The 24,267-nt window shown below is 65.2% G+C and carries 22 protein-coding genes, 1 tRNA gene and 1 pseudogene; 13 read left to right on the forward strand and 11 right to left on the reverse strand.

Annotated features, from left to right (window positions below; translation table 11 throughout):
* The first annotated feature begins 53 nt into the window (after window positions 1-53).
* From ACFMO3_RS08405 to alaS, 3 genes are all read left to right on the forward strand, one after another.
* Window positions 54-1,130, forward strand: a complete 1,077-nt coding sequence (locus ACFMO3_RS08405) for an ABC transporter permease (RefSeq protein WP_376789966.1) — start codon at window positions 54-56, stop codon at window positions 1,128-1,130.
* 60 nt (window positions 1,131-1,190) lie between these two features.
* Entirely contained in the window at window positions 1,191-2,132 is a 942-nt protein-coding gene (locus ACFMO3_RS08410; protein ID WP_376789967.1) for an ABC transporter permease, read from the forward strand.
* A gap of 315 nt (window positions 2,133-2,447) precedes the next feature.
* Entirely contained in the window at window positions 2,448-5,204 is a 2,757-nt protein-coding gene (alaS, locus tag ACFMO3_RS08415; RefSeq protein WP_376789968.1) for an alanine--tRNA ligase, read from the forward strand.
* 67 nt (window positions 5,205-5,271) lie between these two features.
* Here alaS and ACFMO3_RS08420 read toward each other — a convergent pair whose 3' ends face one another.
* From ACFMO3_RS08420 to ACFMO3_RS08440, 5 genes are all read right to left on the reverse strand, one after another.
* Window positions 5,272-5,463: a hypothetical protein gene (locus tag ACFMO3_RS08420; RefSeq protein ID WP_376789969.1), complete on the reverse strand. Its 192-nt coding sequence runs from the start codon at window positions 5,461-5,463 to the stop codon at window positions 5,272-5,274.
* 13 nt (window positions 5,464-5,476) lie between these two features.
* Window positions 5,477-6,304, reverse strand: a complete 828-nt coding sequence (locus ACFMO3_RS08425; RefSeq protein WP_376789970.1) for a hypothetical protein — start codon at window positions 6,302-6,304, stop codon at window positions 5,477-5,479.
* A gap of 85 nt (window positions 6,305-6,389) precedes the next feature.
* Window positions 6,390-7,319 (reverse strand): CAP domain-containing protein, encoded by a 930-nt coding sequence (locus ACFMO3_RS08430; protein ID WP_376789971.1) that lies wholly within the window; start codon window positions 7,317-7,319, stop codon window positions 6,390-6,392.
* 391 nt (window positions 7,320-7,710) lie between these two features.
* Window positions 7,711-7,802 (reverse strand) — tRNA-Ser (locus tag ACFMO3_RS08435).
* Window positions 7,803-7,854: 52 nt separating this feature from the next.
* On the reverse strand, window positions 7,855-9,246 hold the full coding sequence (locus ACFMO3_RS08440) for a tetratricopeptide repeat protein (RefSeq protein ID WP_376789972.1): 1,392 nt from the start codon (window positions 9,244-9,246) through the stop codon (window positions 7,855-7,857).
* A 94-nt stretch (window positions 9,247-9,340) separates the two neighbouring features.
* On the opposite strand from ACFMO3_RS08440, the gene ACFMO3_RS08445 reads away from it, so the two are divergent.
* From ACFMO3_RS08445 to ACFMO3_RS08470, 6 genes are all read left to right on the forward strand, one after another.
* Window positions 9,341-10,765, forward strand: coding sequence for an NAD(P)/FAD-dependent oxidoreductase (locus ACFMO3_RS08445; RefSeq protein ID WP_376789973.1), 1,425 nt, complete (start codon window positions 9,341-9,343; stop codon window positions 10,763-10,765).
* Window positions 10,755-12,479 carry a cyclic nucleotide-binding domain-containing protein gene (locus ACFMO3_RS08450; protein ID WP_376789974.1) on the forward strand — a complete coding sequence of 575 codons (1,725 nt, stop codon included), beginning with the start codon at window positions 10,755-10,757 and terminating at the stop codon, window positions 12,477-12,479. Before ACFMO3_RS08445 ends, ACFMO3_RS08450 begins: the two co-directional genes overlap by 11 nt.
* Before the next feature lie 142 nt (window positions 12,480-12,621).
* A complete protein-coding gene (locus ACFMO3_RS08455; protein WP_376789975.1) occupies window positions 12,622-13,461 on the forward strand; it encodes a hypothetical protein in 840 nt (279 codons plus the stop codon).
* A gap of 193 nt (window positions 13,462-13,654) precedes the next feature.
* A complete protein-coding gene (locus tag ACFMO3_RS08460; RefSeq protein ID WP_376789976.1) occupies window positions 13,655-14,353 on the forward strand; it encodes an MSMEG_4193 family putative phosphomutase in 699 nt (232 codons plus the stop codon).
* Between the two features lie 60 nt (window positions 14,354-14,413).
* Entirely contained in the window at window positions 14,414-14,941 is a 528-nt protein-coding gene (locus ACFMO3_RS08465; RefSeq protein ID WP_376789977.1) for a DUF3090 domain-containing protein, read from the forward strand.
* Between the two features lie 110 nt (window positions 14,942-15,051).
* Window positions 15,052-15,843, forward strand: a complete 792-nt coding sequence (locus ACFMO3_RS08470; RefSeq protein WP_376789978.1) for an SCO1664 family protein — start codon at window positions 15,052-15,054, stop codon at window positions 15,841-15,843.
* A gap of 198 nt (window positions 15,844-16,041) precedes the next feature.
* Here the strand turns inward: ACFMO3_RS08470 and ACFMO3_RS08475 are convergent, their stop codons facing one another.
* From ACFMO3_RS08475 to proC, 6 genes are all read right to left on the reverse strand, one after another.
* Entirely contained in the window at window positions 16,042-17,103 is a 1,062-nt protein-coding gene (locus ACFMO3_RS08475; protein ID WP_376789979.1) for a molybdopterin-dependent oxidoreductase, read from the reverse strand.
* A 36-nt stretch (window positions 17,104-17,139) separates the two neighbouring features.
* Complete coding sequence (locus ACFMO3_RS08480) at window positions 17,140-17,370, reverse strand: DoxX family protein (RefSeq protein ID WP_376790108.1); 231 nt, start codon at window positions 17,368-17,370, stop codon at window positions 17,140-17,142.
* A gap of 73 nt (window positions 17,371-17,443) precedes the next feature.
* Window positions 17,444-19,243 (reverse strand): thioredoxin domain-containing protein, encoded by a 1,800-nt coding sequence (locus tag ACFMO3_RS08485; RefSeq protein ID WP_376789980.1) that lies wholly within the window; start codon window positions 19,241-19,243, stop codon window positions 17,444-17,446.
* Between the two features lie 310 nt (window positions 19,244-19,553).
* Window positions 19,554-20,561, reverse strand: coding sequence for a carbohydrate kinase family protein (locus tag ACFMO3_RS08490; protein ID WP_376789981.1), 1,008 nt, complete (start codon window positions 20,559-20,561; stop codon window positions 19,554-19,556).
* Window positions 20,562-20,593: 32 nt separating this feature from the next.
* Window positions 20,594-21,103 carry a TIGR00725 family protein gene (locus ACFMO3_RS08495; RefSeq protein ID WP_376789982.1) on the reverse strand — a complete coding sequence of 170 codons (510 nt, stop codon included), beginning with the start codon at window positions 21,101-21,103 and terminating at the stop codon, window positions 20,594-20,596.
* Complete coding sequence (proC, locus tag ACFMO3_RS08500) at window positions 21,078-21,932, reverse strand: pyrroline-5-carboxylate reductase (RefSeq protein WP_376789983.1); 855 nt, start codon at window positions 21,930-21,932, stop codon at window positions 21,078-21,080. Before proC ends, ACFMO3_RS08495 begins: the two co-directional genes overlap by 26 nt.
* 197 nt (window positions 21,933-22,129) lie before the next feature.
* On the opposite strand from proC, the pseudogene rpmH reads away from it, so the two are divergent.
* The 4 genes and pseudogenes from rpmH to ACFMO3_RS08520 form a co-directional block, all read left to right on the forward strand.
* A pseudogene (gene rpmH, locus ACFMO3_RS08505) lies at window positions 22,130-22,261 on the forward strand (50S ribosomal protein L34); the annotation flags it as partial.
* Window positions 22,262-22,347: 86 nt separating this feature from the next.
* On the forward strand, window positions 22,348-22,689 hold the full coding sequence (gene rnpA / locus ACFMO3_RS08510; protein ID WP_376789984.1) for a ribonuclease P protein component: 342 nt from the start codon (window positions 22,348-22,350) through the stop codon (window positions 22,687-22,689).
* Between the two features lie 54 nt (window positions 22,690-22,743).
* On the forward strand, window positions 22,744-22,989 hold the full coding sequence (gene yidD, locus ACFMO3_RS08515) for a membrane protein insertion efficiency factor YidD (RefSeq protein WP_376789985.1): 246 nt from the start codon (window positions 22,744-22,746) through the stop codon (window positions 22,987-22,989).
* 126 nt (window positions 22,990-23,115) lie between these two features.
* A complete protein-coding gene (locus tag ACFMO3_RS08520; protein WP_376789986.1) occupies window positions 23,116-24,228 on the forward strand; it encodes a PQQ-binding-like beta-propeller repeat protein in 1,113 nt (370 codons plus the stop codon).
* Window positions 24,229-24,267: the final 39 nt, after the last annotated feature.

The raw sequence follows: 24,267 nt of genomic DNA on the forward strand, positions 1-24,267 counted from the left end.
CCGTTCGATATCCAGGTAAGGCTCTATCTTCGACCTGGAGTGGGAGCGCTACGATGTCCCGTTATGTTCTCCGCCGTATAGCGGCGATGATCCCGGTGCTCTTCGGGATCCTGCTGGTGGTGTTCGTGATGGTCCGCCTCATCCCAGGGGACCCCTGTCTGGTGATGCTGGGGGAGCGGGCCACCAAAGCTCAGTGCGAGGCCTTCAAGGAGCGCTTCGGCCTCCATGATCCCCTCCCGGTTCAATTCGTTCGCTACATCATCCAGATCCTCCAAGGGGATCTGGGGACCTCCATCAGCACCGGGAGGCCGGTGGCGGTGATCCTGGCGGAGCGGCTTCCCATGACCATCGAGCTCACCATCGGGGCGATCCTGTTCGCCACCACCATGGGGATCACCTTGGGGATTCTCTCCGCCATCCATCAGAATTCCCCAGTGGACGTGATGACGATGGTCCTGGCCAACATCGGGGTCTCCATGCCGGTGTTCTGGCTGGGCCTGATGCTGGCCTATGTGTTCGCCCTGGCCCTCAAAGATACCCCCCTCTTCCTCCCACCCTCGGGGCGCCTCTCGCCCGGGATCACCCTGCCGCCGCTGGCCCGGGCATGGGGCCTGGAGGGGGTGGAAGGATTTGCGCAGGTGGCGCTGATCTTCCTTTCGAATTCCGCGCTCTTCAACAGCCTGATCACCGGGAATATCGCCGCCTTCTGGGATGCCGTGCGCCATCTGATCCTCCCCTCCGTGGCGGTGGGGACGATCCCGCTATCCATCATCGCCCGCATGACCCGCTCCAGCCTGCTGGAGGTCCTGGGGGAGGATTATATCCGAACGGCGCGGGCGAAGGGGTTGCGGGAACGGATTGTGCTGGCCCGTCACGCCATGCGGAACGCCATGATTCCCATCGTCACCGTGGTCGGCCTCCAGACCGGGAGCCTCCTCTCCGGGGCAGTGCTCACCGAGACGGTGTTCGCCCTGCCCGGGGTGGGAACCCAGCTGGTCTCCGCCATCCTGGCCCGAGACTATCCGGTCGTTCAGGGGTTCACCCTGGCGGTGGCGATCATGTTCGCTCTGGTGAACCTGATTGTGGACCTTTCCTATGCTTACTTGGATCCCCGGATCCGGCTGGAATAGCCGACTGTTCCCTGACGTGTAGGGGCCCGTATTCAATGCTCAGGAAACAGGTGGAAAGCGATGAGCGCGATTGCGCCTCCTCTGACGAGGGAGCTTTCTGTGCCCCGGCGCTCGCCGACCATGGAGGCTATGCGCCGCCTGATCCGCCATCGATCCGCCCAGGTGGGCTTTTTCCTCCTGGGCCTGATGGTCTTCGTGGCGATCTTCGCGGATATCATCGCGCCCTATGATCCGATCAAGCCCCTGAAGGATGTGCAGCGCCGGGCGCCGCCGTGCATCCATCTGTTGGGTTGCCCGCGGGATCAACCTCAACATCTTTTCGGGATCGACGGCAATAACCGAGATCTGTTCTCCCGGGTGATCTATGGCTCCCGGCTTTCTCTGCAGATCGGCTTTTCCACCATTACCTTTGCCATCATCGTGGGCGGGCTGTTGGGCGCTGTCGCGGGATATGCGGGGGGCTGGGTGGACAACGTCATCATGCGGGTGATGGATGTGATTCTGGCCTTCCCCAGTCTGCTGCTGGCCATTGCCATCGTCAGCGTGCTGGGGCCGGGGCTGATCAATGCCCTGCTGGCCATCGGCTTCGTCTCCATCCCGGTCTACGCCCGCATCGTCCGGGCGGCCGTCCTGGCCGTGAAGGAGCTGGATTACGTGATGGCCGCCCGAGCGGTGGGCGCTTCCCCGCTGCGGGTGCTGTTCGTCCATATCCTGCCGAATGCCCTGACTCCCCTGATCGTCCAGGGCACCCTGGGGATCGCCACCGCTATCCTGGATGCAGCGGCCCTTTCCTTCCTGGGGCTCGGCGCGGAGGTGCCGAAGCCGGAATGGGGGTTGATGCTGGGGGAAGAGCGAAACAGCGTCTTCAACGCCCCCCATCTGGTGTTTTTCCCGGGCCTGGCCATCATGCTGACAGTGCTGGCCTTCAACCTGCTGGGGGATGGCCTGCGCGATGCGCTGGATCCCCGGCTGAGCTATCGAGGGTATGAGAGGCGGGTATAGGGTTATAGGAATTCCAGCCCTCCGGACGGGCGGGCCTCGAGGGCACCTGGGGGACGCGGGGGATGGCTCTGGTTTATCGCCGCGGGGCTCCTCCTGTCCGTGGAGGAGCATCCGACAGGGCCCGGAAAGGCTTGGCGGATTTCTCTAAATAGACATATAACTTCTTTTAAGGACTTTCGGTCGTCGACCGTTTCCGGGAGGCTTTGATGGGGAGGGGGCCTTCCCGCTTCCCGGGGCGGGAGCCCAACGGCGTAAGTCCTGCTTCTTAGAGGATCCTGGGGTTGTGGATGATCCTGATGAGGGAGCAGTGAGGATATGGAGAAGCGGAATCCGGTTCGGATGAGCGCGGCGCAGATCCGACAAGCCTTCCTGGACTTTTTCGCGGCCCGGGGCCACACCATCGTTCCCAGCTCTTCCTTGGTGCCCGTGGGGGATCCCACCCTGCTTTTCACTAACGCGGGGATGAACCAGTTCAAGAACGTCTTCCTGGGCCTGGAGACCCGCCCCTACAAGCGGGCGGCCTCGGTCCAGAAGTGCATGCGGGTCTCGGGGAAGCACAACGACCTGGAGAACGTCGGCCCCAGCCCGCGCCATCATACTTTCTTTGAGATGCTAGGGAATTTCTCCTTCGGCGACTATTTCAAACGCGAAGCCATCCATTACGCTTTTGAGTGCCTGACGCAGGTCTACGGTCTGGATCCTGAGCGGCTGGTCTTCACGGTTCACCAGGACGACGATGAGGCTTACCGGGTCTGGGTGGAGGAAATCGGGGCCCCACGGGAGCGTGTCTTCCGCATGGGGGATAAGACCAACTTCTGGATGATGGGGGACACCGGCCCCTGTGGGCCAACCTCCGAGATCCACTACGATTGGGGGCCGGAGCATTGCACCTGCGGCGATCCGAATTGCAGCGTGGCCCTGGATAACGGCTGCGATCGCTGGCTGGAGCTCTGGAACCTGGTGTTCATGCAATTCGATCAGAAGGCCGATGGGACCCGGGTGCCCCTGCCCCGACCGGGGGTGGATACGGGGATGGGGCTGGAGCGCCTAGCGGCGGTGCTTCAAGGGGTGTTCTCCAACTACGAGACGGATCTATTCGTCCCCATCATCGAGCGGACCCGGGAGATCCGCGGGCACACCCGCGCGGAGATGGAAGCCCACATCGTGGCCTACCGGGTGATCGCCGATCACACCCGCGCGGCCTCCTTCCTCATCGCCGATGGGGTCCTGCCGGGGAACGTCGGCCGCGGTTACGTGCTGCGGATGATCATCCGCCGTGCCGCCCGCTTCGGCCGCAAGATCGGCTTCGAGGAGCCTTTCATGGCCCGGGTGGCCGAGGCGGTGATCGAGATCATGAGTGGCCATTACCGGGAGCTGGTGGACCGCCGGGAGCATATCTTCCGCACCCTCACCCAGGAGGAGGAACGTTTCCTGCGCACCCTGGACTTGGGGCTCTCCCGCCTGGAGGAGGTGCTGGAAGCGGTGGCCGCCCGCGGCGAGCGGGTGGTGTCCGGGGAGGAGGTCTTTCGGCTTTACGACTCCTACGGGTTGCCCCTGGAGATCACCCGGGATGTGGCCCGGGAGCGGGGGTTCATCGTGGACGAGGTGGGCTTTCAGCGGGCGATGGCCCAGCAGCGGGAGCGGGCCCGGGCCACCGAGCGCTTTGAGTGGGATACCGAGCAGCTGGCCCGCTACCGCCGGCTGCTGGCAATGCTCCAGGATAGGGGCCTGGTGGGCGATCAGGGGGTGGAATACGATCCTTACAGCGGGACGGAGCGTGAAACCACGGTGGCGGCCCTCCTGGTGAACGGAGAGCCCGTCCAGGTGGCCCGTCCCGGGGATCGGGTCGAGGTGGTTCTACCGGCCACCTGCTTCTATGTGGAAAGCGGCGGCCAGGTGAGCGACATCGGCCATATCGCTCGTTATCCCGAGGGCGGCGGCGACCCGCTGTGGGAGATCGAGGTGGAGGATACTCGTCAGCCCATTCCCGGCCTCATTGTCCACGTCGGCCGGGTGAAGTCCGGCCATCCCCGGGTGGGGGATCCGGCGTGGGCGGTGGTGGATTTCGAACGCCGCTGGGATATCATGCGCAACCATACGGCCACCCACCTGCTCCACGCCGAGCTGCGCTCCCTGCTGGGCACCCATGTAGTTCAGGCCGGCTCCCTGGTGGCGCCGGATCGCCTGCGCTTCGACTTCACCCACGGAGCGCTCCTCAGCCAGGACGAGCTGGACGCGATCGTCTACGACATTAATACGGCCATCCTGATGGATTACCCGGTGAACGTCAGCTATGAGCCGTATTCGCAGGCAATCGCCAGCGGCGCGATGGCCCTGTTCGGCGAGAAATATGGGGAGATCGTCCGGGTGGTCCGCATCGGATGGCCCGACGAGCCGCCCATTAGCGCCGAGCTCTGCGGCGGAACCCATGTCTACAACACCTCCCAGATCGGCGCCTTCGTGGTGACCTATGAGGGCGGCGTGGGCTCCGGCGTTCGACGCCTGGAGGCGGTCACCGGCCGGGAGGCGGTGCGCCTTATCCAGGACCGTATGCGCCGCCTCACCCATGCGGCCACTTACTTGGAGGTGCGGCCGGAGGAGGTGGACCGTAAGGTCCTGGACCTCCTGGACCGGATCCAGTTCCTGGAGAAGGAGCTCGCCCGGCTGCGCCGGGAGGTCGCTCGTCAGGAGTTCGAGGCAATGTTCCGCCAGGCCGAGCGGGTCGGAGAGATCACTGTGCTGGCGGCCCAGAGTCGGGTGGGGGATATCGAGCAGCTGCGGGAGATGACGGATTGGTTCCGCGAGCGGGTGCGGGCCAATGGGGTGATCGTGCTGGCCTCGGTGATCGGCGGGCGGCCGAGCTTTGTGGCGGCCGTCACCCCCGATCTTGCCGAGCGGGGGCTGGATGCTGTGCGGGTAGTGCGGGCGGTGGCCCAGGTGGTGGGCGGCAGCGGCGGCGGTCGGCCTACCCTGGCCCAGGCCGGCGGCCGCGACGTGAGCAAGATCGGCGAGGCCCTCCACCAGGCCCCTCGTCTGGTCTCCGAATGGCTGAAGCGCTCGGCCGCTTCATGAGCTCCCTTCCTTACAAACCGGGGAGGCTGCGGTGGCCTCCCCGGTTTTCCCCTGGAGACCCCGCTGATCACCGCGGAATCCACGGCAGGTCGTCCCGATACACCTTCGGCACCACGCGGAGGATCACCGTCAGGTCTTGCTCCGCTCCCTCGATGGAGAGCGCCATCAGCGCCCATGGTGTCGCCCGCACCCGGATCGTCGGGGTATACCCTCCGATCGGCTTCCCTGTCGGATCGGCCTCGAACCCGGATCCATTCACGGCATGGGATAGGCTACCGTTGCCACCAGTCCTTGCGGGAACGGGGATCCATGAAGACATTGTTGTCCCGGACCCCCACATCGATCTGGGTCCCCCGCGCGCGGCCGAAGGGCTGGCCACCCCGCAATGCCGGCAGCTGGCTCCGCCCCCATGCGTTCCACTGTCGGTAAAGCTGGAGCAGGGAGGGCTCCACACAGATGTTTGTGATGTATACGGTGTATCCCTGCGCCGTGCTGTCCTCCGCCGTATATTTCAGCGTGATCTGGTTCTCATCGGCATACAGGACGTGGGCATCGAATCCGCCCCCAATATCGTAGCCGCTGTCCGGAACGTAAAGAACCTCTCCGGGATGGACGGCAAGGCCTGCCACGCTGACCGGCGGCCATCCCGGCGGGGGCGGCAATGGCTGGTGGTTCTGCCAGTCCCACCCATTGTTTTTATATACATTCAGGAAAACCGGGATCCGATGGTCTCCGAAAAGGAAACGAAACTGCGGCGCGCGGTTGTCGAACTCCCCTACATCATCCACGAGCCCCTTATGCTCGTTGACCGCCTGATAGCCCAGGAGAAGCAGGTTGTAATCCGGGTTATCGGCGACATTGAATGAAACGGGTGAGATAACGGGGAAGACCTCGTAGGAGGCGCCAGGGATAGGCTCACAAACACTGCGGGAGATCAGCGGAAGATAGACCCGATAGGTCGCTTGGGGACTGGAGGAGGTCCGAATAGCCGGAGAGCGGGGAGGGGTGGGATTCCCCTTAGAAGCCCCGACGAAGATCTGCGCCAGTCCAAGGACTACCGTCCCGACGGTTCCTGCGATCCACGGGTGTTTCCCGGGCATTCAAACCTCCCGCTTTGAGATCGGACAGCTCGGCGAGCGTTTCAGAGGGGGGGCGCCTTCGGCGCTTTGTTCTGCGTTCAAGGCGTCAACGAACTTCCGCTTCCCCAGCAGCTATGGCCTGGGTGTTGCTCGAAGCCACGAAGAACGACCATGTGTAAGCCTGCCCGTTTACCGTGAGGGAGACGGTGTAGCGCGAGCCCGGGTGAAGGGGATCCCGCGGGATCAGAACCACTGCATCCCGGCCATCCAGGATGGCCCGGCCCAGGGACTGCTGCGCGGGATCCGGGTTCCGGTAGGTGGTTTCATCGAATACGCAGTGCTCCACAGGCGCTCCATCCCGCCACAGCGCATGGCCGTTCACACTGGGGGTCAGGGAGCCCGTTCCCAGGAGCAACAGGATGGGCAGGCCGGTGGGGGCGCTGTAGCCACATGAGGCCAGGGGATCCGGATATTCTCCGACCTGGAAGGCGCGCAAAGGCGTAACCCTTCCATCGCCAGGCCAGCGGATGGGGAAAGAGACGCCCACGGCGCTGGATCCCCGGCCGCGGAGGATATCCAGGGCAGCTCCCATCTGCCATCCCCCATCCGCCTCCCGATATGATCCATAGCCGACCCGGGTCAGCCGAGGATCCAGCATGCCCACCGCATGGAAGGGGGCCTGCATCCATACGTCGATGGCATAGCTGTCCGGAGCGTTGGCGTTGGCGCTGACCATGACATTCGCATTCTGCCCGCACTCATCTCCTTCCCGGGTATACCACGGGTTCTGGGGATCTTCCCCATGCGTGATGAGATCGGTTTTCACCATATATCGGGCGTGCTTCCAGCATCCATCGTTCCAGGTAGGCTCTTCGATCACCGGTGGCAGCCCGGCCATGGCGCGATAGGCATTCAGGCGGGAAAGCCACTCGGCGGGAAGAGTCGTCGGCGCACGGAGCACGAAGGGGAGGAAAACCCGATAGGTAAGCGCACTCTCCGCGGCCTCCACGCGCGCGGCTGTCTCGACCGGAGCCATGGCGTTCCCTCTATGAAGCAATAGCCCCAGCCACACCAGCCCCGCAATCCCCCATCCGATTCCCCACCGCCGGATCATTGCCTTCGACTTTGGGTTTGAAAAATGTTGGTTATAGCCATTCTACGAAGGGGAATGCAGGTTGTCAATTCGGGGGAGGGGTAGACCCGGACGTTTTGGAGGTAGGGGGTACACACCGGGCCTCCCGGGGAGGGCTTGACTTGGGGAGAGGTCATTCGGCCTCCTGGATCTCGAGGCCCGGCAGGGCCCGTCCGGGTCAGTGGGCTGGGGGGAGGCGCACCACTGGTTTTCCGAGGGAACATCCCCGGACCGGCTTGTGGGACCGGGTAAAAGCATACGGGCCCCTCCGCTGCTCATCAGGGGCCCGGGATGCTGGCGGAGGGGGTGGGATTCGAACCCACGAGGGGCAGAAGCACCCCTACGCGCTCTCCAGGCGCGCGCCTTCGTCCACTCGGCCACCCCTCCGGACACTCTAATTATACCAGAGTCAGCGTTCGGAGAGGCAGGCGGGCACGCTCTATTTGCCCGGCAGATGGAGAAGTTGCTGGAGCGCCCGGCGCCCGAAATCCCCGCGGGGATCCAGGAGGATCGTCTGCTCCAGCAGGCGGTGGGCTTCTTCACGCTGGCCCATGGCGGCCAGCACCATGCCCAGGCGGTAACGGACCGATGGCCGGTTCGGGTCCATCCGAAGGGCCTGGCGGAGGAGCGGCTCTGCTTCTTCCCACTCTCCTCGAAGGTAATGGGCCCATCCCATCCACTCGTAGCCTTCCACCCGCTGCGGGGCCCGTTGCAGGATCTCCCAAGCGGCCTCGATGCCTTTCCCGATCCATACCTGATGGCCCAGATAAAGCGTCGCCAGCATGATCCAGATCTCCACATTCTCCCGATCGACCTCCAGGGCTTGGCGGAGCCAGCGCTCGGCGGCCAAGACATCCCCAGCCAGCATAGCCGCGCGCCCTCGCTCCAGCGCATAAAGGGGATCCGGATCCAGCTGATAGGCGGCGGCGAACTGCCGCTGGGCTTCATGATATTGTCCGTGCTCCAGAAGATAAAGGCCCCGGAAATAGTACACTTCAGGGGGCATCACGAAGCCCTGACTGGCTCGCTGGAGCCATACGGTTCCATCCAACCCCAGGCGCCCCATGGCGTAACCGAGGGCGGCCATCGCCACGGGATCCTCCGGGTGCATCCGGACCCAACGGTCCAGGGCCAGTCGGGCTTCCCCCCAGTATCGCGCCCCCAGCAGCGCAAAGCCCCATCGACGCAGGGTTTGATCCAGAGCGCTCTCCACGCATGAGCGGTGTAGGGCGCATGGCGCGGGCAGGAGATCGGCCCAGTCTTTCCACGGAGAGGGAAGGAGGATCAGGAGGATCCGAGCTGCTTCCGGATCGTGGATCCCCTCCAGGAGGCCCCATCGGAAGCGGATCTGTTGGTCATCGGGGTGATAGCGGGCTCCGGTTCCCCAGGCCCTCCGGGCGTCCTCTTCATCGCCGAGGGCCATGGCCGCCTCCGCCCAGCGCTGGAAGGCCTCTGGATCGGCGGGCGTGCGCAGCGCCCAATCCCGCCAGCGGGCGCGTGCCGATTCCCATTCCCCGCGCAGTGTGGCGATCTCCGCCAGACCCCGCCACGCCCATGGATCCCCCAGTTCCAGGGCGCGCCGCCAGGCTGCCTCCGCCTCGTCCAGCTCCCCCAGGGCCGTGTGCGCGCGGGCCACCCGATGCCAGACGGCTGGGTCCATCGGGCGCAGGGCCCGGGCGGCCTGATAGGCCTGCTGCGCCGAAAGACCTTGCCCCTCCACCCAGAGCGCATCCCCCTCGCGGATCCAGCGCGCCGCTGGGATCCCGGTGGGGTCCAGGGCGAGCAGCATGGAGAGCGCGATCAGACAGCCGATCCCCAGGCCTCGCCGCATGGAAGATCCCGGCAGTCGCTGACGAAACCATGTCCAGGGAATGCGGGTGGAATTAAAATTGAAGCAATCGCGAAGGGCGACCCGGAGGCCGCCCATGCGGTCTGAACGTTTCTCCAGGCTGGCATCTTCTCCGGGGAATGGAACCATGGCGCTACGGGTAGCCATTGTAGGGGCCGGTGCGGCCGGCCTGGCGGCTGCTTATGATCTGACGCGCGCCGGAGCCCGGGTGGTCGTCTATGAGGCGGCATCCCAGGCCGGCGGGCTGGCCTCCGGCTTCAAAGCGGAAGGCTGGTCCTGGTCTCTGGAGCGATTCTACCATCATTGGTTCGCCTCCGATACGGAGATCCTTCGTCTGATCCGGGAGCTAGGCCTGAGCCATCGGGTGCGGTTCCCCCGCCCGATCACAGCGGTCTGGTATCATGAGCGACCCTATCCCTTTGACAGTCCCCTGGCGGTCCTTCGTTTCCCCGGCCTTTCCCTGATCGAGAAACTCCGGATGGGCCTGGTGATCGCCTATCTCCGCCTGACCCCGCGCTGGGAGCCGCTGGAGCGAGTGACCGCTCACGAGTGGCTTCCCCGCTATATGGGGCGGCGGGCTTATGAGCGGATCTGGCAGCCGCTCTTGGAGGGGAAGTTCGGGGAAGCCTACCCGGAGATCAACATGGCCTGGTTCTGGGCGCGTATCCATAAGCGCAGCCCGCGCCTGGGGACCTTCGAAGGGGGCTTCCAGGCGTTTTTCGATCTCCTGGTGGAACAGATCCGCCGCCAGGGCGGCGAGGTCCGTCTATCGACCCCGGTGTTCCGGCTGGAACCGGCGGAGGGAGGGTGGAACGTGGAGGCGGCGGACGGCTCCGCGCTTTATGATGCCGTGATGGTCACCACCTCCCCGCGCCTGCTGGCCCGGATGGTTCCGGCGCTGCCGACTTCTTATGTGGGCCAGCTGCTGGCCCTGCGGTCCCTGGGAGCGGTGGTCCTGATCCTGGCCCTGGATCGTCCTCTCACCCGCGGGGTTTACTGGATCAATCTGCCGAAGCGGTCCGGATTCCCCTTCCTGGCCCTGGTGGAGCATACGAACTATGTTCCGGCGGCGCATTATGGCGGGGAGCATCTGGTCTATTGCGGGGATTACCTTCCGCCGGATCATCCGTATTTTTCCATGTCGCCGGAGGAGCTCCTGGGGATATTCCTGCCGGCGCTCCCGCGCTTTAACCCATCCTTTCGGCCGGAGTGGGTCCGTCGTTACTGGGTCTTCCGGGAGCCCTACGCCCAGCCGGTGGTTCCGGTGAACTACTCCCGGATGATCCCGGATCTCCGCACGCCCCTGGTCGGTCTGTATTTCGCCAGCATGAGCCAAGTGTATCCGTGGGATCGGGGGACGAACTATGCAGTGGAGCTGGGCCGGCGCACGGCCCGTCTGATCGTGGAAGATTGGGCCCGGGGCCGCCTACCGGTGCGGATGTCGGTAGGGGGCGTGCCGGTCGGGGCTTCGATCGATGCGGAGGGGTTCCATGGCGGATGAGGAGCTTCTGTCCATCCTGGCCGCCCAGCCATTGTTCCGTCGGCTGGATCCCGAAGAGCTGGCCTGGGTAGCGGCGCGGGTGAAGGTGAGAACCCTTGCCCCGGGCGAGGAGCTGTTCCTGGAAGGCGAGATCTTCCCCGCCTATTTCATCCTCCGCTCCGGCCGCCTGGCCCTGCTACGCATCGATGCGGATGGCGTCGAGCGTTTAATCCGTCACCTTCAGCCCGGGGAAGGGATCGGGGTTCACGCCCTTTTCTTAAACGATCCGCGGGATGTGACCGCCATGGCCATCACGCGAGTGGAGGGCTGGCTGCTGGAGAAATCTGAATTCGACGCCCTGCTGGCCGAGCATCCGGATTTGATCCAGCGCCTGGAATTGCCGCCGGATGTGGAGGCGCGCCTGCGAGCGCCCCGTTTTCCGTGGCTGGAGCCAGAGGAGCAGGTGCTTGCGGCCATCCATCGGCACTGGTTCAGCGTGATCCCGGTCCTCCTTCCGCCTCTGGTGCTCCTTCTGGTGTTCATCGTGCTGACCACCTTCCTGGTGGCGGAGCTGGGCTGGTGGCCGGCGCTTTTCCTCAATGCGGTTCCCCTCATCCTTCTGGGCGCGCAGGTCTGGAACTGGTGGGACGATCAATATATCCTCACCACGCGGCGGATCGTTCACATCGAGCGGGAGCGCTGGCTGTATGTATTTCCCGGGCCGGAAACCCGGCAGGATATGCCGCTGGACCAGATCCAGGAGGTCCAGATCCTGCGGCGCACCCCGCTGGCCAGCCCGTATCTGTTCGATTTCGGGGATATCGAGGTGGAAGCGTTCAGCGGGCGGGTTGCCTTCTCGAACCTGCCCCAACCGGATGGGATCCGCCGCATGATCTATGAGCAGATCGACCGTCTACGGGCGCTGCAACAGGCGCGCCAGCGCTATCGTCTGCAACAGGAATTGCGCCATCGCCTGGGGCTGGCCCCGACTCCTCCAGAGGACACCCCTGCTTTGTCGAGTCCTGCTTCCCCGGGTTGGGTGGAGCGGATCGGGCTCATCCTCCGAGCAGTGGCCCACTATCTGTTCCCGCCCCTTCGGGAGACGGTGGGCGATCGGGTGATTTATCGGAAGCACTGGGTGGCCCTATTTCGTTCCATCGGGCTGGGGCCGCCGATGGCGCTGGGGCTGTGGATCCTGGGATGGGTGTTGCATGCCCACCATGTCTGGCCGATCGATCGGATCGAGCCGGGGATCCGATGGGGGGGGTTGATTCTCAGCGGGATGCTGTTGGGGCTCTGGTGGTGGTGGCGCTATGAGGACTGGCGGAATGACGAATACATCCTGACCCCCACTCAGCTGATCCTGTCCCAGCGTTTGCCGATGTTGATGCGGGAGGAAACCCAAACGGCCAACCTGGCGCGTATTCAGAGCGTGGAGTATACGATCCCATCGATCCTGGCCCGTCTGCTCCATTATGGCCATGTCGTGGTGCGCGTCCCAGGCGGGGATTTCTACCTGCAGTATGTCGGGAGCCCCCGACAGGTGCAGCAGGAGATCACCCGGCGGATGGAGGCTTACCGCCGTCGTCTGCAGGAGGAAGAAGCCGCGCGGCAGCGCCGAAACGTCGTGGATACCATCGCCGCTTACGATCGCCTCCGTTTCGGCCCGCCCGGGATGGGAGGAGGTCCTGGGGCTTGGCCCGGCGCCCAAGGCGGGCCACGCTTCGGATCATGAAGCGGTTGGAGGCGGCAAGAAGGGGCTTCCGCCCCGACTTTTCGGGCGATCCCCATGCCTCAGACCGGATGGGATGGCAAAGAAGGGGGGAGGATGGCCCATCCCGCAACATCTCGGTCGACCCTCCTCAGGAGGAGAACCGATGAGCATTTTCGACTTGTTCTGGATCTTCCTGATTTTCAGCACGATGTTCCCCGCTCTGCAACGCCGGCTTCTGGAGGAAGCCCGCGCGCGGCTGATCCGCCAGATCGAGCGCCGCCGCGGCACGCGCCTGATCACGATGATCCATCGTCAGGAGACTATTGGGTTCTTCGGGCTCCCCCTCTCCCGTTACATCGATATTGAGGATTCCGAGCAGATCCTCCGGGCGATCCGGCTGACCCCGCCGGATATGCCCATCGATCTGATCCTCCATACCCCGGGCGGCCTGGTTCTGGCCGCCGAGCAGATCGCCCAGGCGCTGGTCCGTCATCCGTCGAAGGTGACGGTGTTCATCCCCCACTATGCGATGTCCGGTGGAACATTGATCGCGCTGGCTGCCGATGAGATTGTGATGGATGAGAATGCGGTGCTGGGTCCGGTGGATCCCCAGCTGGGTCAGTATCCGGCGGCTTCGATCCTGAAGGTGGTAGAGAGCAAGCCGCTGGCGAACATTGAGGATCATACTCTCATCCTGGCGGACATCGCCCGCAAGGCGATGGAGCAGGTGCGTTCGACGGTGGTCGAGCTGCTCACTGCCAATGGGATGGATGCGGAGCGGGCCGCGGTAATTGCGGAAGCCCTGAGCAGCGGACGCTGGACGCATGATTATCCGATCTCGGTTCGGGAAGCTCAGGCCATGGGATTGCCGATTCGGGTTGGATTGCCCGAGGAGATCTACCATCTGATGGAGATGTTCCCGCAAGCCACCCCGCGGCGCCCTTCGGTGGAATACATCCCGGTGCCCTATCGCCACGAGGGCCCTGCTCCTCGATCGCGTTAAGCGGACGTTGGAAGCCCATTGGGTCCTGGTCAGGGGAAGGGTGGCGTCCCACAGGGCATTCACGGCCCGGGGAGGCTGCCGGCGTTATCCCTTCGCCCCGCCTATTCGTTCGCAACCGAAGGGACAGGACGGTGTTCGGAGGGGCCGGTGTTATACTGGATAGAGTGGAGGGAGCGATGGCGGAGGGCCGCCGTTGCTCCAGCGTCCTCCGGGCGCGCCAGGCATCCGCTCGATCGAGGCGATCTGGATGACCCTGGTCCTGCTGATCCGACACGCGGCGAACGATTCGATGGGCCGGTGGCTAGCGGGGTGGACGCCGGGGGTGCACCTGAACGAGGAGGGACGACGTCAGGCGGAGGCGCTGGCGGAGCGTTTGGGTTCCCTTCCTATCCGGGCGATTTACAGCAGCCCCCTCGAGCGCGCAGTGGAGACGGCCGAGCCGCTGGCCCGCCGGAAAGGGCTGCAGATCCAGATCATGCCGGAACTGGGGGAAGTGCGCTACGGCCGGTGGACCGGGAAGTCGTTGAAGCGGTTGCGGCGTCAGAAGGCCTGGCAGCGCCTGGTGAACGTGATCAGTCGAGCCCGTTTTCAAGACGGCGAGGCGATGGTCGATCTGGTGGCCCGGGCGATCAACGCGGTGGAGACCATCGTCAGCCGCCACCCGCGGGATGTGGTGGCCCTCTTCACCCATGCGGATCTGATCCGCGCGGTGACCGCCTATTACCTGGGGATGCCCTTGGATCTTTATCATCGGCTGATGATCGCGCCCGCCTCTGTGACGGTTTTCTGGCTGGCGGAGGGGCCACCGCTGCTCCTGCGGCTGAACGATACGGGCCCGCTGCGCTGGCCTCTGGAGGATCTGGCGCATCTCTCCAAGCAACGAAAGCGCTGAGGCCGTATCCGGTTTTCCCGGCAAGGGTTTCCGGCCATCCCCTGTGAGAACAGGACGGAGATGCCTCAATTGATTTATGATCTGCGGCCAGTCGATCGGATCACGGCGGACGCGGTGGGCGAGCCGGGGCGGCGGACGTTTTATATCCAGGCCCGTCAGGAGGATGTCCTGGTCACCATCCTCTGCGAGAAGGAGCAGGTGCGGGCCCTGGCCCATTCCCTGGAGGAGTTCCTGGAGGAGATCAATGAGAAATACCCGCGTCCCCTGGGGCGGGAGCCCGACGAATCCGAGCTCCAGCTGGAAGAGCCCCTGGAGCCCCTGTTCCGGGCCGGGCGCATGGGGCTGGGCTATGAGCCCCAGGAGGACTGGGTGGTCCTGGTGATCCAGGAGCTGGCGGAAGAGGATCAGGACCCAGATCGGCTTCGGGTGGTCCGTTTCTGGGCGACCCGGGAGCAGATGCATGCCCTCAGCCGCCACAGCGCGGATGTGGTCGCCCGGGGCCGGCCCCTCTGCCCGCTGTGCGGCCGCCCCATGGATCCCGAAGGGCATATCTGTCCTCGCCGAAACGGCAAAGCGGTCGTATTTTAACAGGGGTTGCGCCGCTGGTCTGTTTCGGAGGGCCTTGGAGGCTGGGCGGGGCGGTAAACCGGACCGCCTCGCTCTCCGAACTGGATGGACGAGCAGCGGAATCATCCACGATGGGAACAGGTTCCCGCCGACCTCATGTCAGCGTTGCGCGGAGGATCCCCAATCCCCTACCCCCGGAAACGCCGAAGGAAACGGTCCTCCGCTGGCTTCAGGAAGGGGAGATCCAGCTCCTGGGTCTGGTCCCCTGGGGATCCAATGCGACCTTTCTCGTGGCCGTTGTCCATGAGGGGGTGACGGGACTGGCGATCTATAAACCCCAGCGGGGCGAAGAGCCCCTGTGGGATTTCCCGCATGGCACGCTGGGATATCGGGAAGTCGCCGCCTATGTGGTCAGCGAGGCCCTGGGATGGGGGCTGGTGCCCCCCACCGTGCTGCGACGCTCCGGCCCTTATGGTCCGGGGGCGCTCCAGCTTTACATCCAGGCCAATCCAGAGGAGAACTATTTTACCTTTCGGGACGATCCAGCGTTACAGCCGGTTTTGATGCGGCTGGCGGTCTTCGACCTGATCACCAACAACGCAGATCGCAAGGCAGGCCATTGCCTGCGGGATCGCAACGGGCGGATCTGGGCGATCGACCACGGGATCTGTTTCCATGTGGAGCCCAAGCTGCGGACAGTGATCTGGGATTACCGGGGGCAGCCGATCCCCCAGGACATCCTTCAGGAGGTCCAGGCGTTCTATCAGCGCCTGCGGGAGGATGAGGGGCTGCGCCGGGAGCTGGCCCGTCTGCTAAGCCCGGAGGAGATCACCGCCCTGGAGGAGCGAACCGCCGCCCTCCTGGAGCACCCTGTTTTCCCTCACCCCGGGCCATGGCGCTCTGTGCCATGGCCGATGATTTAAGGGGGGCTGAAAAGCAATTTCCAGCCATTGTTGCTGTGGGAATCGAAGCTCCACGCTCTCGATCTCCTGCAGCCGATCGATCAGCTGCTCCACATGTCGAAGCCTATAAGGAAGTTGGGGGACGGGCGCGGACCTCTCGCGCCCTGCTTCGAGGGCCTCCATGGGAAAACCCGCGCTGGCAATCCTGCGGATCAGGGCTCAGGACCCTGGGTGGACGATCACGCGCACGGCGTGTTGCTCATCTGTCCCATCCGGGAAGGTGCCGCCGAGCAGCCGGCCCTGCCCCCGGGGCTGGACGTAGCCATCGTTCTGGACGACCCGCGCCCGGAGCACGTGTTCCCCCACCTCGGGGTGCTCCCATCGATAGTGCCAGACCGTCCAGACATAGGGTGTGGGTCCCCGGATGAGCTCGGCCTCCTGCCAGCTCTGGCCGTCGTCCACGCTGACCTCCACCCGGGCGATCCCGACCGGGCCGGAGAAGGCGATGCCTCGGATCTCCACCGGCTGCGCTGGGATCATCCCAGAGCCCGGGTGATCGATCCGGGAGTTCGGTTTGATGATGGCTTCCTTCGACCAGCCCTGGGCCTCCCAGTAACCGGTGTGCTCTCCTCGGATCAGCTCGATGCGGGTGATCCATTTCGGCTGCTTCATGCCGTAACGGCCTGGCCACAGGGCCCGCAGCGGAAACCCGTGCGCCGGGGGCAGGACCTCGCCGTTCATCATGTAAGCGAGAAGGGAGTGGGGATCGCGGGCCAGGCTCACCGGGATGCTGGTGTGGTAGCCGTCAGCAGCATAGAAGACCACCTCCGTGGCTGTGGACCGCGCTCCGGCCATCTCGAGGAGATCGGCCATGCGCACTCCCTTCCATACGGCGTTGCCGATCAGATCGCCGCCCACCGGATTGCTGATGCATTCCAGGGTGCGCATCTCGATGATTGCGGGCATGGAGAGGAGATCCGGGTAGGTCAGGCGGAGCGGGCGCTCCACTTCCCCGGTGATCTCCAGCGTCCAGGTCCCCACATCCACCCGGGGAATGGTGCTGTATTTCACCTCGTAGAACGCGTGGGTAGGGGTGATGGGAACCAGGGATTCGATTTCCCAGCGCTCGGGGCCGGGGAGCGGAACCGGCACCCGGGTGGAAGGGAGGGATTCGTCCGGCGAGGATTCAAGCAGGGGGATCCGACGGGCGCAGGCCGCTGCGGCGGCCCCCAGGGCCCCGCCGATTAAAAATCGCAACACTTCCCGCCGTCGCCAGGGCATTGGATGCCTCCTTCCGCCGTTTGGGAGGGCTCGGGGTCATCCATGGGATCGATCCCTCAAGGGGGCGATCTTCCAGCGCCCGTAAGCGATGAGGCCGGACAATCCGGCCAGCACCGCGTTCATCACAATGTTCTGAAACTCACCCCGGGCGAGATGCCATATGGCCGCGCCGATCATGATGAAAACCAGCCCCAGCGCGGCCAGGGGTGTCAGCCGGGTCTGAATCCGAACCACGCCGGGCAGGATCAGGCCGATCCCTGCCAGGATCTCGGCGGTGCCGCTCCGTCATCTATGAGATCCGTCCTGCCTTCTTCGTGCCCATCCTTTCACGGATCCTTCGCTATTGGCCGGACGCGCGCAACCGTTCTACCAGCTCCTCCGGCGTGCGGGCGGGGGGCAGGCAGCGGGTGCCCACGCACACATAAGCCACGGGCCATCCGTCCACCGGGAACCCCTGGGCCTGGATCGCGGGCGCATCCTGGCGGGGATCCATCGGCACCACCACCCGGTGGAAGGGATCCCCACGCCAGGCCGCCCGAAGCAGCCGCCGGGTCTCCGGGTCCTCGTGGGGGCCGATCACGTGGACTCGCACTGGCTCGGTGATGGCTCGATACACCGCCAGCCCGTAGGGGGCCGCCGCGAAATCGTATTTCACGTATTCCTGTTCGAAGGCCAGGAGCGTCCGCTCCGCGATCTCCCGAGCTCGGGGATCTCCCATGAGATCATACAGGGTCAGATAGAACTCAGCGGCTGCCGCGTTTTCCTCCAGGGGCTTCTGTCGGATCCGCAACGCGCCGATGGCGTGGGGGTCCTCCGGCCGATCGAAAAAGCCACCTCCCTCCGGATCGGCCAGCGCCGACTCCAGATAGGGGCGCAGCCGGAGCGCCCGCTCCATAAAGCGCCGCTCGCCGGTCCGCTGGAAGGCGGCCAGGGCGGCCCGGGCGTAGTGGATCTGATCGCCCAGGAGCGGAGGAACGCCCTTCGCGTCCGCCCGTTCCCCGTGGATGTCCACGTAATGCACGAGGGCGCCGGTGGAGGCGTCAATGGTCCATTCCCATACGGTGTCGAGGTTCCGGAGGGCCATCTCCTGCAGCCGGTCTTCCTCCAGGATATCCGCGGCGATGAGCAGGGCCATGGCCATCTGGCTATTCCAGTTTGTGTAGACCGTGCGATCCACCGCCGGCGGGGGGCGCATTGCCCGCTCCCGCCGAGAGAGCGCATAGTATTCTTCATCTGCGTCCTGGCTTCCCCAGAAGACACCGCACTCTGGATCATAGAGGGTCCGCTGGATGTATTCCAGCGCCCGCATGGCTGCCTCCCGGAACTTTTCCTCCTCGAGAACTTCCGCCGCGTAGAGGTAGAGGGGGATCAGGCGGGCGTGATCCTCCAGCATTTTCTCGAAGTGGGGAAGGCTCCAGTCGCGGGTGGTGGAGTATCGAAACCATCCCCCTTCCACATGGTCATACATCCCCCCCTCGGCCATCCCATGGAGGGTGTGGCGAACCATCTCGGCGAGCCGCTCGTCGCGCTGGCCACCGCGGACGTATTCCACCAAGAGAAGGAGGCACGCCTCGGGGTGGGGGAACTTGGGGGCCTCACCGAAGCCGCCGTAGACCGGGTCGTAGGCCCGGGCGATCAATCCGATCAGGTGCATGGGGATCGTCCATGAGAGCTGGGCGCCGGGCCGGGCGACCGGACGGCTCGCCTCCTGCCGGCGTCGGGCGATCTCCTGGGCCCGGCGCTGGATCTCGGAACGGTTGCTCCGGTAATACTGGAGCACCTGGAGGAGGACCTGGCGCATCTGCATCGGGGGGATATAGGTGGCTCCGGTGAGGATCTCACCGTCTGGGGTGAGAAAAACGGTGGTCGGCCATCCACCCATATTGTAGCGCGCGTTGATGTCCGGACGGCGGTCTGTATCCACCCGGATCGGGATGAAATAGGTGTTGATGAGCTCCGCGATCTCCGGGTCTGAGTAGGTGCCCGTGTGCACAGGATCGCCGGGGATACCGCGATCCATCACGTGGCACCAGTGACACCAGGTGGCGGAGATGCTCAAGAGGATGAGCTTGTCCTGCTCCTGGGCCTCCCGGAATGCGGCCTCGCCCCACTCCCGCCAGCGCACGTGGGTCGCGCCCATCCATGGCCTCCTTTACGGAAACGCTCGTTGAGTTCATCATAAAAGCGAGGGGTTAGGGGTGCAACTTTCCGGGCTTGAGGCGCGTCGAATGCCTTCATCCCTGCAGGCTTTTGAGCTGGTGGCTGGCGGGGGCATCGAAGGAATTCGACCGGGATAGGCCTTCGGCCGGGGGACTCTCGCGTCGGCGCAGGCCAGCGCGTGGCGCGGAAGCGCCTTCGGAGGCCGCTTTCCAATCCGCGTAAGAGGCTGCACGGGGCGCATTGCGGGTCGAAGGAATTCGATCTCCGAGGCCTTCGGCCGGTTGGAGCAGCTACGCCTTGCCCAGCATGGGGGATCTCCGCAGGCTGTCCTGAGCTTCTGCGAGGAGCGCGCGCCAGGAAGACCAGTCCGGATCCCTGGAGGCCTCCTGGAGCAATCGCTCCATTGCCATACGGTTGGGGAAGGATCCGACGACACCCCAGACGGTGCAGGCCAGGGCGCCGGCGGCGTTGCCCAGAAGGGCGGCCGCCTCGGGGCGGGCTCCGCATGCCATGCCGAACAGGAATCCGGCATTGAAGGCATCACCCGCACCGGTCGTGTCGCTCACCGGAACCCGGAAGGCGGGGACGGCGATGTCCTCGCCTTCGCGCCCCAGCAGCCGGCACCCATGTTCCCCGCGCTTTAGGGCGATCCAGCGCAAGCTCGGGGCTTCTTCGAACCCCCGCTGCGGATCAGGTCCGAAGAGGATCCAGGCCTCCTTTTCGGTGAGCAGGAGGATGGACGTCCGAAGCAGGGCTTCCCGCACGGCCTCCGGGGCCATCCGGCAGGCCGGCAGCCCGGGGTCCATGGCGCATGGCAGGCCGTGGGCGGCTGCTTCCTCCAGCAGCGTCATGGCCGTGCAGCGCAGGGGGCTTTCTTCCAGGAGAGCATAGCCGGAGAGATGGAGAACGGCAGCGCGGCGGAGGCGGGCGCGGTCCTCCTCTCGAAGCGTGGCGAAGCAACTGGCTCCGCGGTAGGAGAGCATCGTCCGCTCACCGTCGGGGGTGACGAGAATCGTGATGATCGAAGTGGGGGCCTCATGGCGCCGCTGCACGTTGCGGACATCCACGCCGCTGGCGGCGAGCTGGGCCCGCGCCCATTCCCCCATGGGATCGGTGCCGACAGCGCCGATCAGAGCGGTGGGAAGCCCCAGGGCGGCGGCCACGGCAGCCGTATTCGCCGCCGACCCTCCGGCCCGGAGGATCATGCGCTGGATGTGGGCATCTCCGCCGGGCTCGGGGAGCCCGGGAAGCGCCAGATAGAGGTCCACCGTCACATCGCCGATGGCCAGCAGCTCCAAGGGCGAGCCCGATCCTTAGAGAGAGAAAGGTGTCACAGGCTTGTGGCCTTCCGCACCCGGGCCAGGGCGCGGCGCACCGCTTCCTCCGGGGTGGAGACCCGCTCGATCGGCACGGTCATGCCGGGGCGATGGAGGGCCCATGTCTCCAGGCCGATCACGGGGATGCCCCATTTGAGGGCCAAGGCGATCTCCGAGAGGGTGCCGAACTCTCCGCCGATGGCAATCACCGCCTCGGCGGCGCGCACGACGAGGGCGTTCCGCGCCTCTCCCAGACCGGTGGGCAGGGGAAGACGTACATAGGGATTGGCCTCTTCGGGATCACTGCCTGGAAGGATGCCGACGGTGAGTCCGCCGGCCTCCACGGCGCCCCGGCAGACGGCCTCCATCACCCCGCCGCGGCCCCCGCAGATCACCACCGCGCCGGCTGCCGCCAGCAGCCGTCCGACCTGTTCAGCCCAAGCCTCCTCCTGAGGAGTGGCCTCGCTGCTCCCCACCACCGCGATCCGGAACGGCCGGTCAACGTTCGAGGCGTTCCACCTCATCGGCAGCTCCCCGGCCCAGCTGTCGGGAACGCACGTAGGCAGCCCAGATGGCGCGGGAGATCACCGTGCGGAAGCCGCCCTTCTCCAGGTGATACAGGGCTTCCGCCGTCGTGCCCCCTGGCGAGGTGACCTGGTTGCGCAGCGCCGCCAGGTGTAGGCCGGATTGGCGGGCGTAGAGGGCGGAGCCGATGACGGTCTGGTAGACCAGCTGCTCGGCCACCCGTCGGGAGAACCCCAGGTGCACTCCCGCGTCCACCATGGCTTCCATAAACAGGAACACATACGCCGGCCCCGTCCCGGTCAGGGCCGTGGCCATATCCAGGTAGCGCTCATCATCAACGTAGACCTCCTCGCCCATCGCCTGCATGAGAAGGACGGCCTGTTCCCGCTGGCGCGGGGTTACCTCTTCGGTGGCCGTCCACACGGTGATCCCCTGACCGATCTGGGCGGGGGTGTTGGGCATGGCACGGATGATGGCAGGGACCCCCAGGCCCTCCCGCAGGGTGGCGATGCGGACGCCGGCGGCGATGGAGAAGATGAGGGCTTCCGGGCGGATGTGGCCCCGCAGCTCCGGGAGCACGCGGGGGATCACCTGGGGCTTGACCGAGAGGACCACGATCTCGGCCTCGGCCGCCGCCTCCGAGTTCTGCGTGGTCGTTCGCACGCCGTAGCGACCCCGGAGCTCCAGCCCGCGTTCCGGCCGTGGCCCGCTGGCGATGATGTCTTGAGGATCGATCAGGTTATCCCGCAGGAGACCGCGGATCATCGCCTCGGCCATCACTCCGCTGCCAATGAAGGCAATCCGCGGCAGACGTGCATCCTCCGCCATCCGATCCCTCCTCCCTCTCGAATTCCCCCACGGCGAGTTGCGTTAAAGTATAGGAAGGGAGGCGGAGGGAAGCAAGAAGCAGGCGAGGAACGCCAGGCGGCGCGAGCCCCCTTCAGCTGAAAAGCCCGATCCCGTTCGCCGTTGAACGCTATGTTATAATTACCCACTGCGCAGCTTCATGGGGAGGTTGATCCAAAATGCCCAAGCGGACTTACCAGCCTAAGCGGCGCAAGCGGTTGAAGGTGCATGGCTTCCTGGCTCGCATGCGCACCAAAGGCGGGCGGCGCGTGCTGAAGGCACGGCGATTGAAGGGCCGCTGGCGGCTGACGCCGCAATACGAAGGAGCCAAGCGGATCAACTGGAAAGGGAAGTATCGGGGGCCCTCCGGTCGTAAAGACTGAACGCTCCTTGAGCCGTGGCTTCGCTGATTCGCCTGCGTCACCGGAAGGCGATCGAGCGGGTCCTGCAGGAAGGGCGCTCTTGGTCCAACGCGCTTCTGAAGTTGAAGGCGGCCCCGAATGATCTCGGAGTCACACGAGTGGCCGTGATCGCCGGGCGCCGTGCCATCGGCAAGGCGGTTCGCCGGAATCGAGCCAAACGCCTGCTTCGGGAAGCCGCTCGTCTGCATCTCCATGAGATTCAACCAGGCTGGGATCTGGTCCTCATCGCCCGCCCGGGTTTAATCGGGCGTAAGCGACAGGACGCGGAAGCCGCGCTGCTGGAAGCGCTCGCCCAATTGGGCTTGTTGCGAGAATAAGGCGCCGTCTCATGGGATTCCCAGTTATCCTGCTTGACAAGCTGGGAGATCCGGATGGGGAAGAAATCGGGGTGGCGATGGACTCGTCTGCTGGCTTGGATCGCCCTGGGGCTGATTCGCCTTTATCAGCGGCTGATCTCTCCGCTGCTGCCGCCCAGCTGCCGCTTCTACCCGAGCTGTTCCCAGTATACCTATGAGGCCATCGCCCGCTATGGGCTGCTCCGGGGAGGATGGCTGGGGATCCAGAGGATCGCCCGCTGTCATCCTTTCCACCCCGGGGGATACGATCCGGTGCCCTGAGGAGGGCCTCTCCGAACGGTTTGTGCCCGGCGAAATATCCAGGAGCTTCACGGTTGCCCTCCTTCTGGGGATGGAAGTCCGGTTTCCATAACGGCTCTGGAGGACAGGTCATTGAAGGCGACAACGATGTCGTGGAAGACTCTGGGATGGATGGGAGTTCTCCTCACGTTGTTGCTTGCCGGTTGTAGCGGCGCAGGATCCAGCTGGCCCGGGATCCAGGTGGCGGGGGATATCCTCTATGTGGCGGATCTCGACCACGTGCTGGCGATCCAGGCTTCCTCCGGCCAGGAACAATGGCGTTTCCCCCCGAAGGGAGGAAATGCCGGGGCTTGTGGAGGCGCTTATCACGCTGCTCCCGCTGTGCTGGAAGGGTGGGTGATCATCGCGGCGGAGAATCCAGGAACCGGGGAAAGCCGCCTGTGCGGGCTGGCGCGGGGGAACGGAGCACTCCAGTGGGTGTATCCCCCGTTGGATCAGCCCCCTCTCGGCCCCATCTTTGCGGGCCTGATCACCGATGGGACGCGGGTCTTTGTGGGGACCGGGGATGGATGGGTGTTGGCCCTGGAAGGGGCAAGCGGCCGGGTCCTCTGGCGGACCCGTCTTCCGGAGGCCGGTCGGGGCGCGGCCCGGATCTGGGCCACCCCGGTTCTTTCAGGGACCATGGTCATCGTGGGCACAATGGATCATCGCCTGCTGGCCCTGGATGGGGAGAGCGGCGCGCTGCGCTGGCCGGCTCCCTTCCAGGCCCGCGGGGCGATCGCCGGCGCGCTGACGCTGGATGGGGACACGCTGTATGTCGGGGCCTTCGACGATCATCTCTATGCCGTGGATCCGGCCACCGGTCAGGAGCGATGGCGGTTTCGGGCCAACCACTGGGTCTGGGATGGGCCGGCGGTGGCCGGGGACCGGTTGATCGTAGGCGATATGAGCGGTCAAGTGGTCGCGCTGGACCGCCAGGGGCGTCCGCTCTGGCCCCGGCCGTTCCAGGCGAACGGGCCGGTTCGCGCCCGACCTCTGGTGGTGGGGAACAGGATTTACGTCGTCGATGAGGCCGGTTGGATCCATCTGGTGAATCTGGAGGACGGGGCGAGGATCAAATCGGTCAACCTGGCTCCCGGGCGCCTCCTGGCCGCTCCTGTGGCGGTTGCGGACCGGATCGTGGTGGCGCCGACCGGTGGGCCGTTCCGCCTGGTGGCGTTCTACCCGGATCTGAGGGAGGCCTGGAAGATGAGCCGCTAAAGGGGGAAATGGCCCTGAAGGAGTTTTCCTTCCCACGAA

The organism is Thermoflexus sp., assembly GCF_042408815.1.
Taxonomy (GTDB): Bacteria; Chloroflexota; Anaerolineae; order Thermoflexales; family Thermoflexaceae; genus Thermoflexus.

What these genes read in the sequence shown, in the direction of transcription:
- ACFMO3_RS08405 (WP_376789966.1), top strand. Translation starts at nt 54, where the DNA reads ATGTCCCGTTATGTTCTCCGCCGTATAGCGGCGATGATCCCGGTGCTC.
- ACFMO3_RS08410 (WP_376789967.1), top strand. Translation starts at nt 1,191, where the DNA reads ATGAGCGCGATTGCGCCTCCTCTGACGAGGGAGCTTTCTGTGCCCCGG.
- alaS (WP_376789968.1), top strand. Translation starts at nt 2,448, where the DNA reads ATGGAGAAGCGGAATCCGGTTCGGATGAGCGCGGCGCAGATCCGACAA.
- ACFMO3_RS08425 (WP_376789970.1), bottom strand. Translation starts at nt 6,304, where the DNA reads ATGCCCGGGAAACACCCGTGGATCGCAGGAACCGTCGGGACGGTAGTC.
- ACFMO3_RS08430 (WP_376789971.1), bottom strand. Translation starts at nt 7,319, where the DNA reads ATGGCTCCGGTCGAGACAGCCGCGCGCGTGGAGGCCGCGGAGAGTGCG.
- ACFMO3_RS08440 (WP_376789972.1), bottom strand. Translation starts at nt 9,246, where the DNA reads ATGCGGCGAGGCCTGGGGATCGGCTGTCTGATCGCGCTCTCCATGCTG.
- ACFMO3_RS08445 (WP_376789973.1), top strand. Translation starts at nt 9,341, where the DNA reads ATGCGGTCTGAACGTTTCTCCAGGCTGGCATCTTCTCCGGGGAATGGA.
- ACFMO3_RS08450 (WP_376789974.1), top strand. Translation starts at nt 10,755, where the DNA reads ATGGCGGATGAGGAGCTTCTGTCCATCCTGGCCGCCCAGCCATTGTTC.
- ACFMO3_RS08455 (WP_376789975.1), top strand. Translation starts at nt 12,622, where the DNA reads ATGAGCATTTTCGACTTGTTCTGGATCTTCCTGATTTTCAGCACGATG.
- ACFMO3_RS08465 (WP_376789977.1), top strand. Translation starts at nt 14,414, where the DNA reads ATGCCTCAATTGATTTATGATCTGCGGCCAGTCGATCGGATCACGGCG.
- ACFMO3_RS08470 (WP_376789978.1), top strand. Translation starts at nt 15,052, where the DNA reads ATGGGAACAGGTTCCCGCCGACCTCATGTCAGCGTTGCGCGGAGGATC.
- ACFMO3_RS08475 (WP_376789979.1), bottom strand. Translation starts at nt 17,103, where the DNA reads ATGCCCTGGCGACGGCGGGAAGTGTTGCGATTTTTAATCGGCGGGGCC.
- ACFMO3_RS08485 (WP_376789980.1), bottom strand. Translation starts at nt 19,243, where the DNA reads ATGGGCGCGACCCACGTGCGCTGGCGGGAGTGGGGCGAGGCCGCATTC.
- ACFMO3_RS08495 (WP_376789982.1), bottom strand. Translation starts at nt 21,103, where the DNA reads ATGAGGTGGAACGCCTCGAACGTTGACCGGCCGTTCCGGATCGCGGTG.
- proC (WP_376789983.1), bottom strand. Translation starts at nt 21,932, where the DNA reads ATGGCGGAGGATGCACGTCTGCCGCGGATTGCCTTCATTGGCAGCGGA.
- yidD (WP_376789985.1), top strand. Translation starts at nt 22,744, where the DNA reads ATGGGGAAGAAATCGGGGTGGCGATGGACTCGTCTGCTGGCTTGGATC.
- ACFMO3_RS08520 (WP_376789986.1), top strand. Translation starts at nt 23,116, where the DNA reads ATGTCGTGGAAGACTCTGGGATGGATGGGAGTTCTCCTCACGTTGTTG.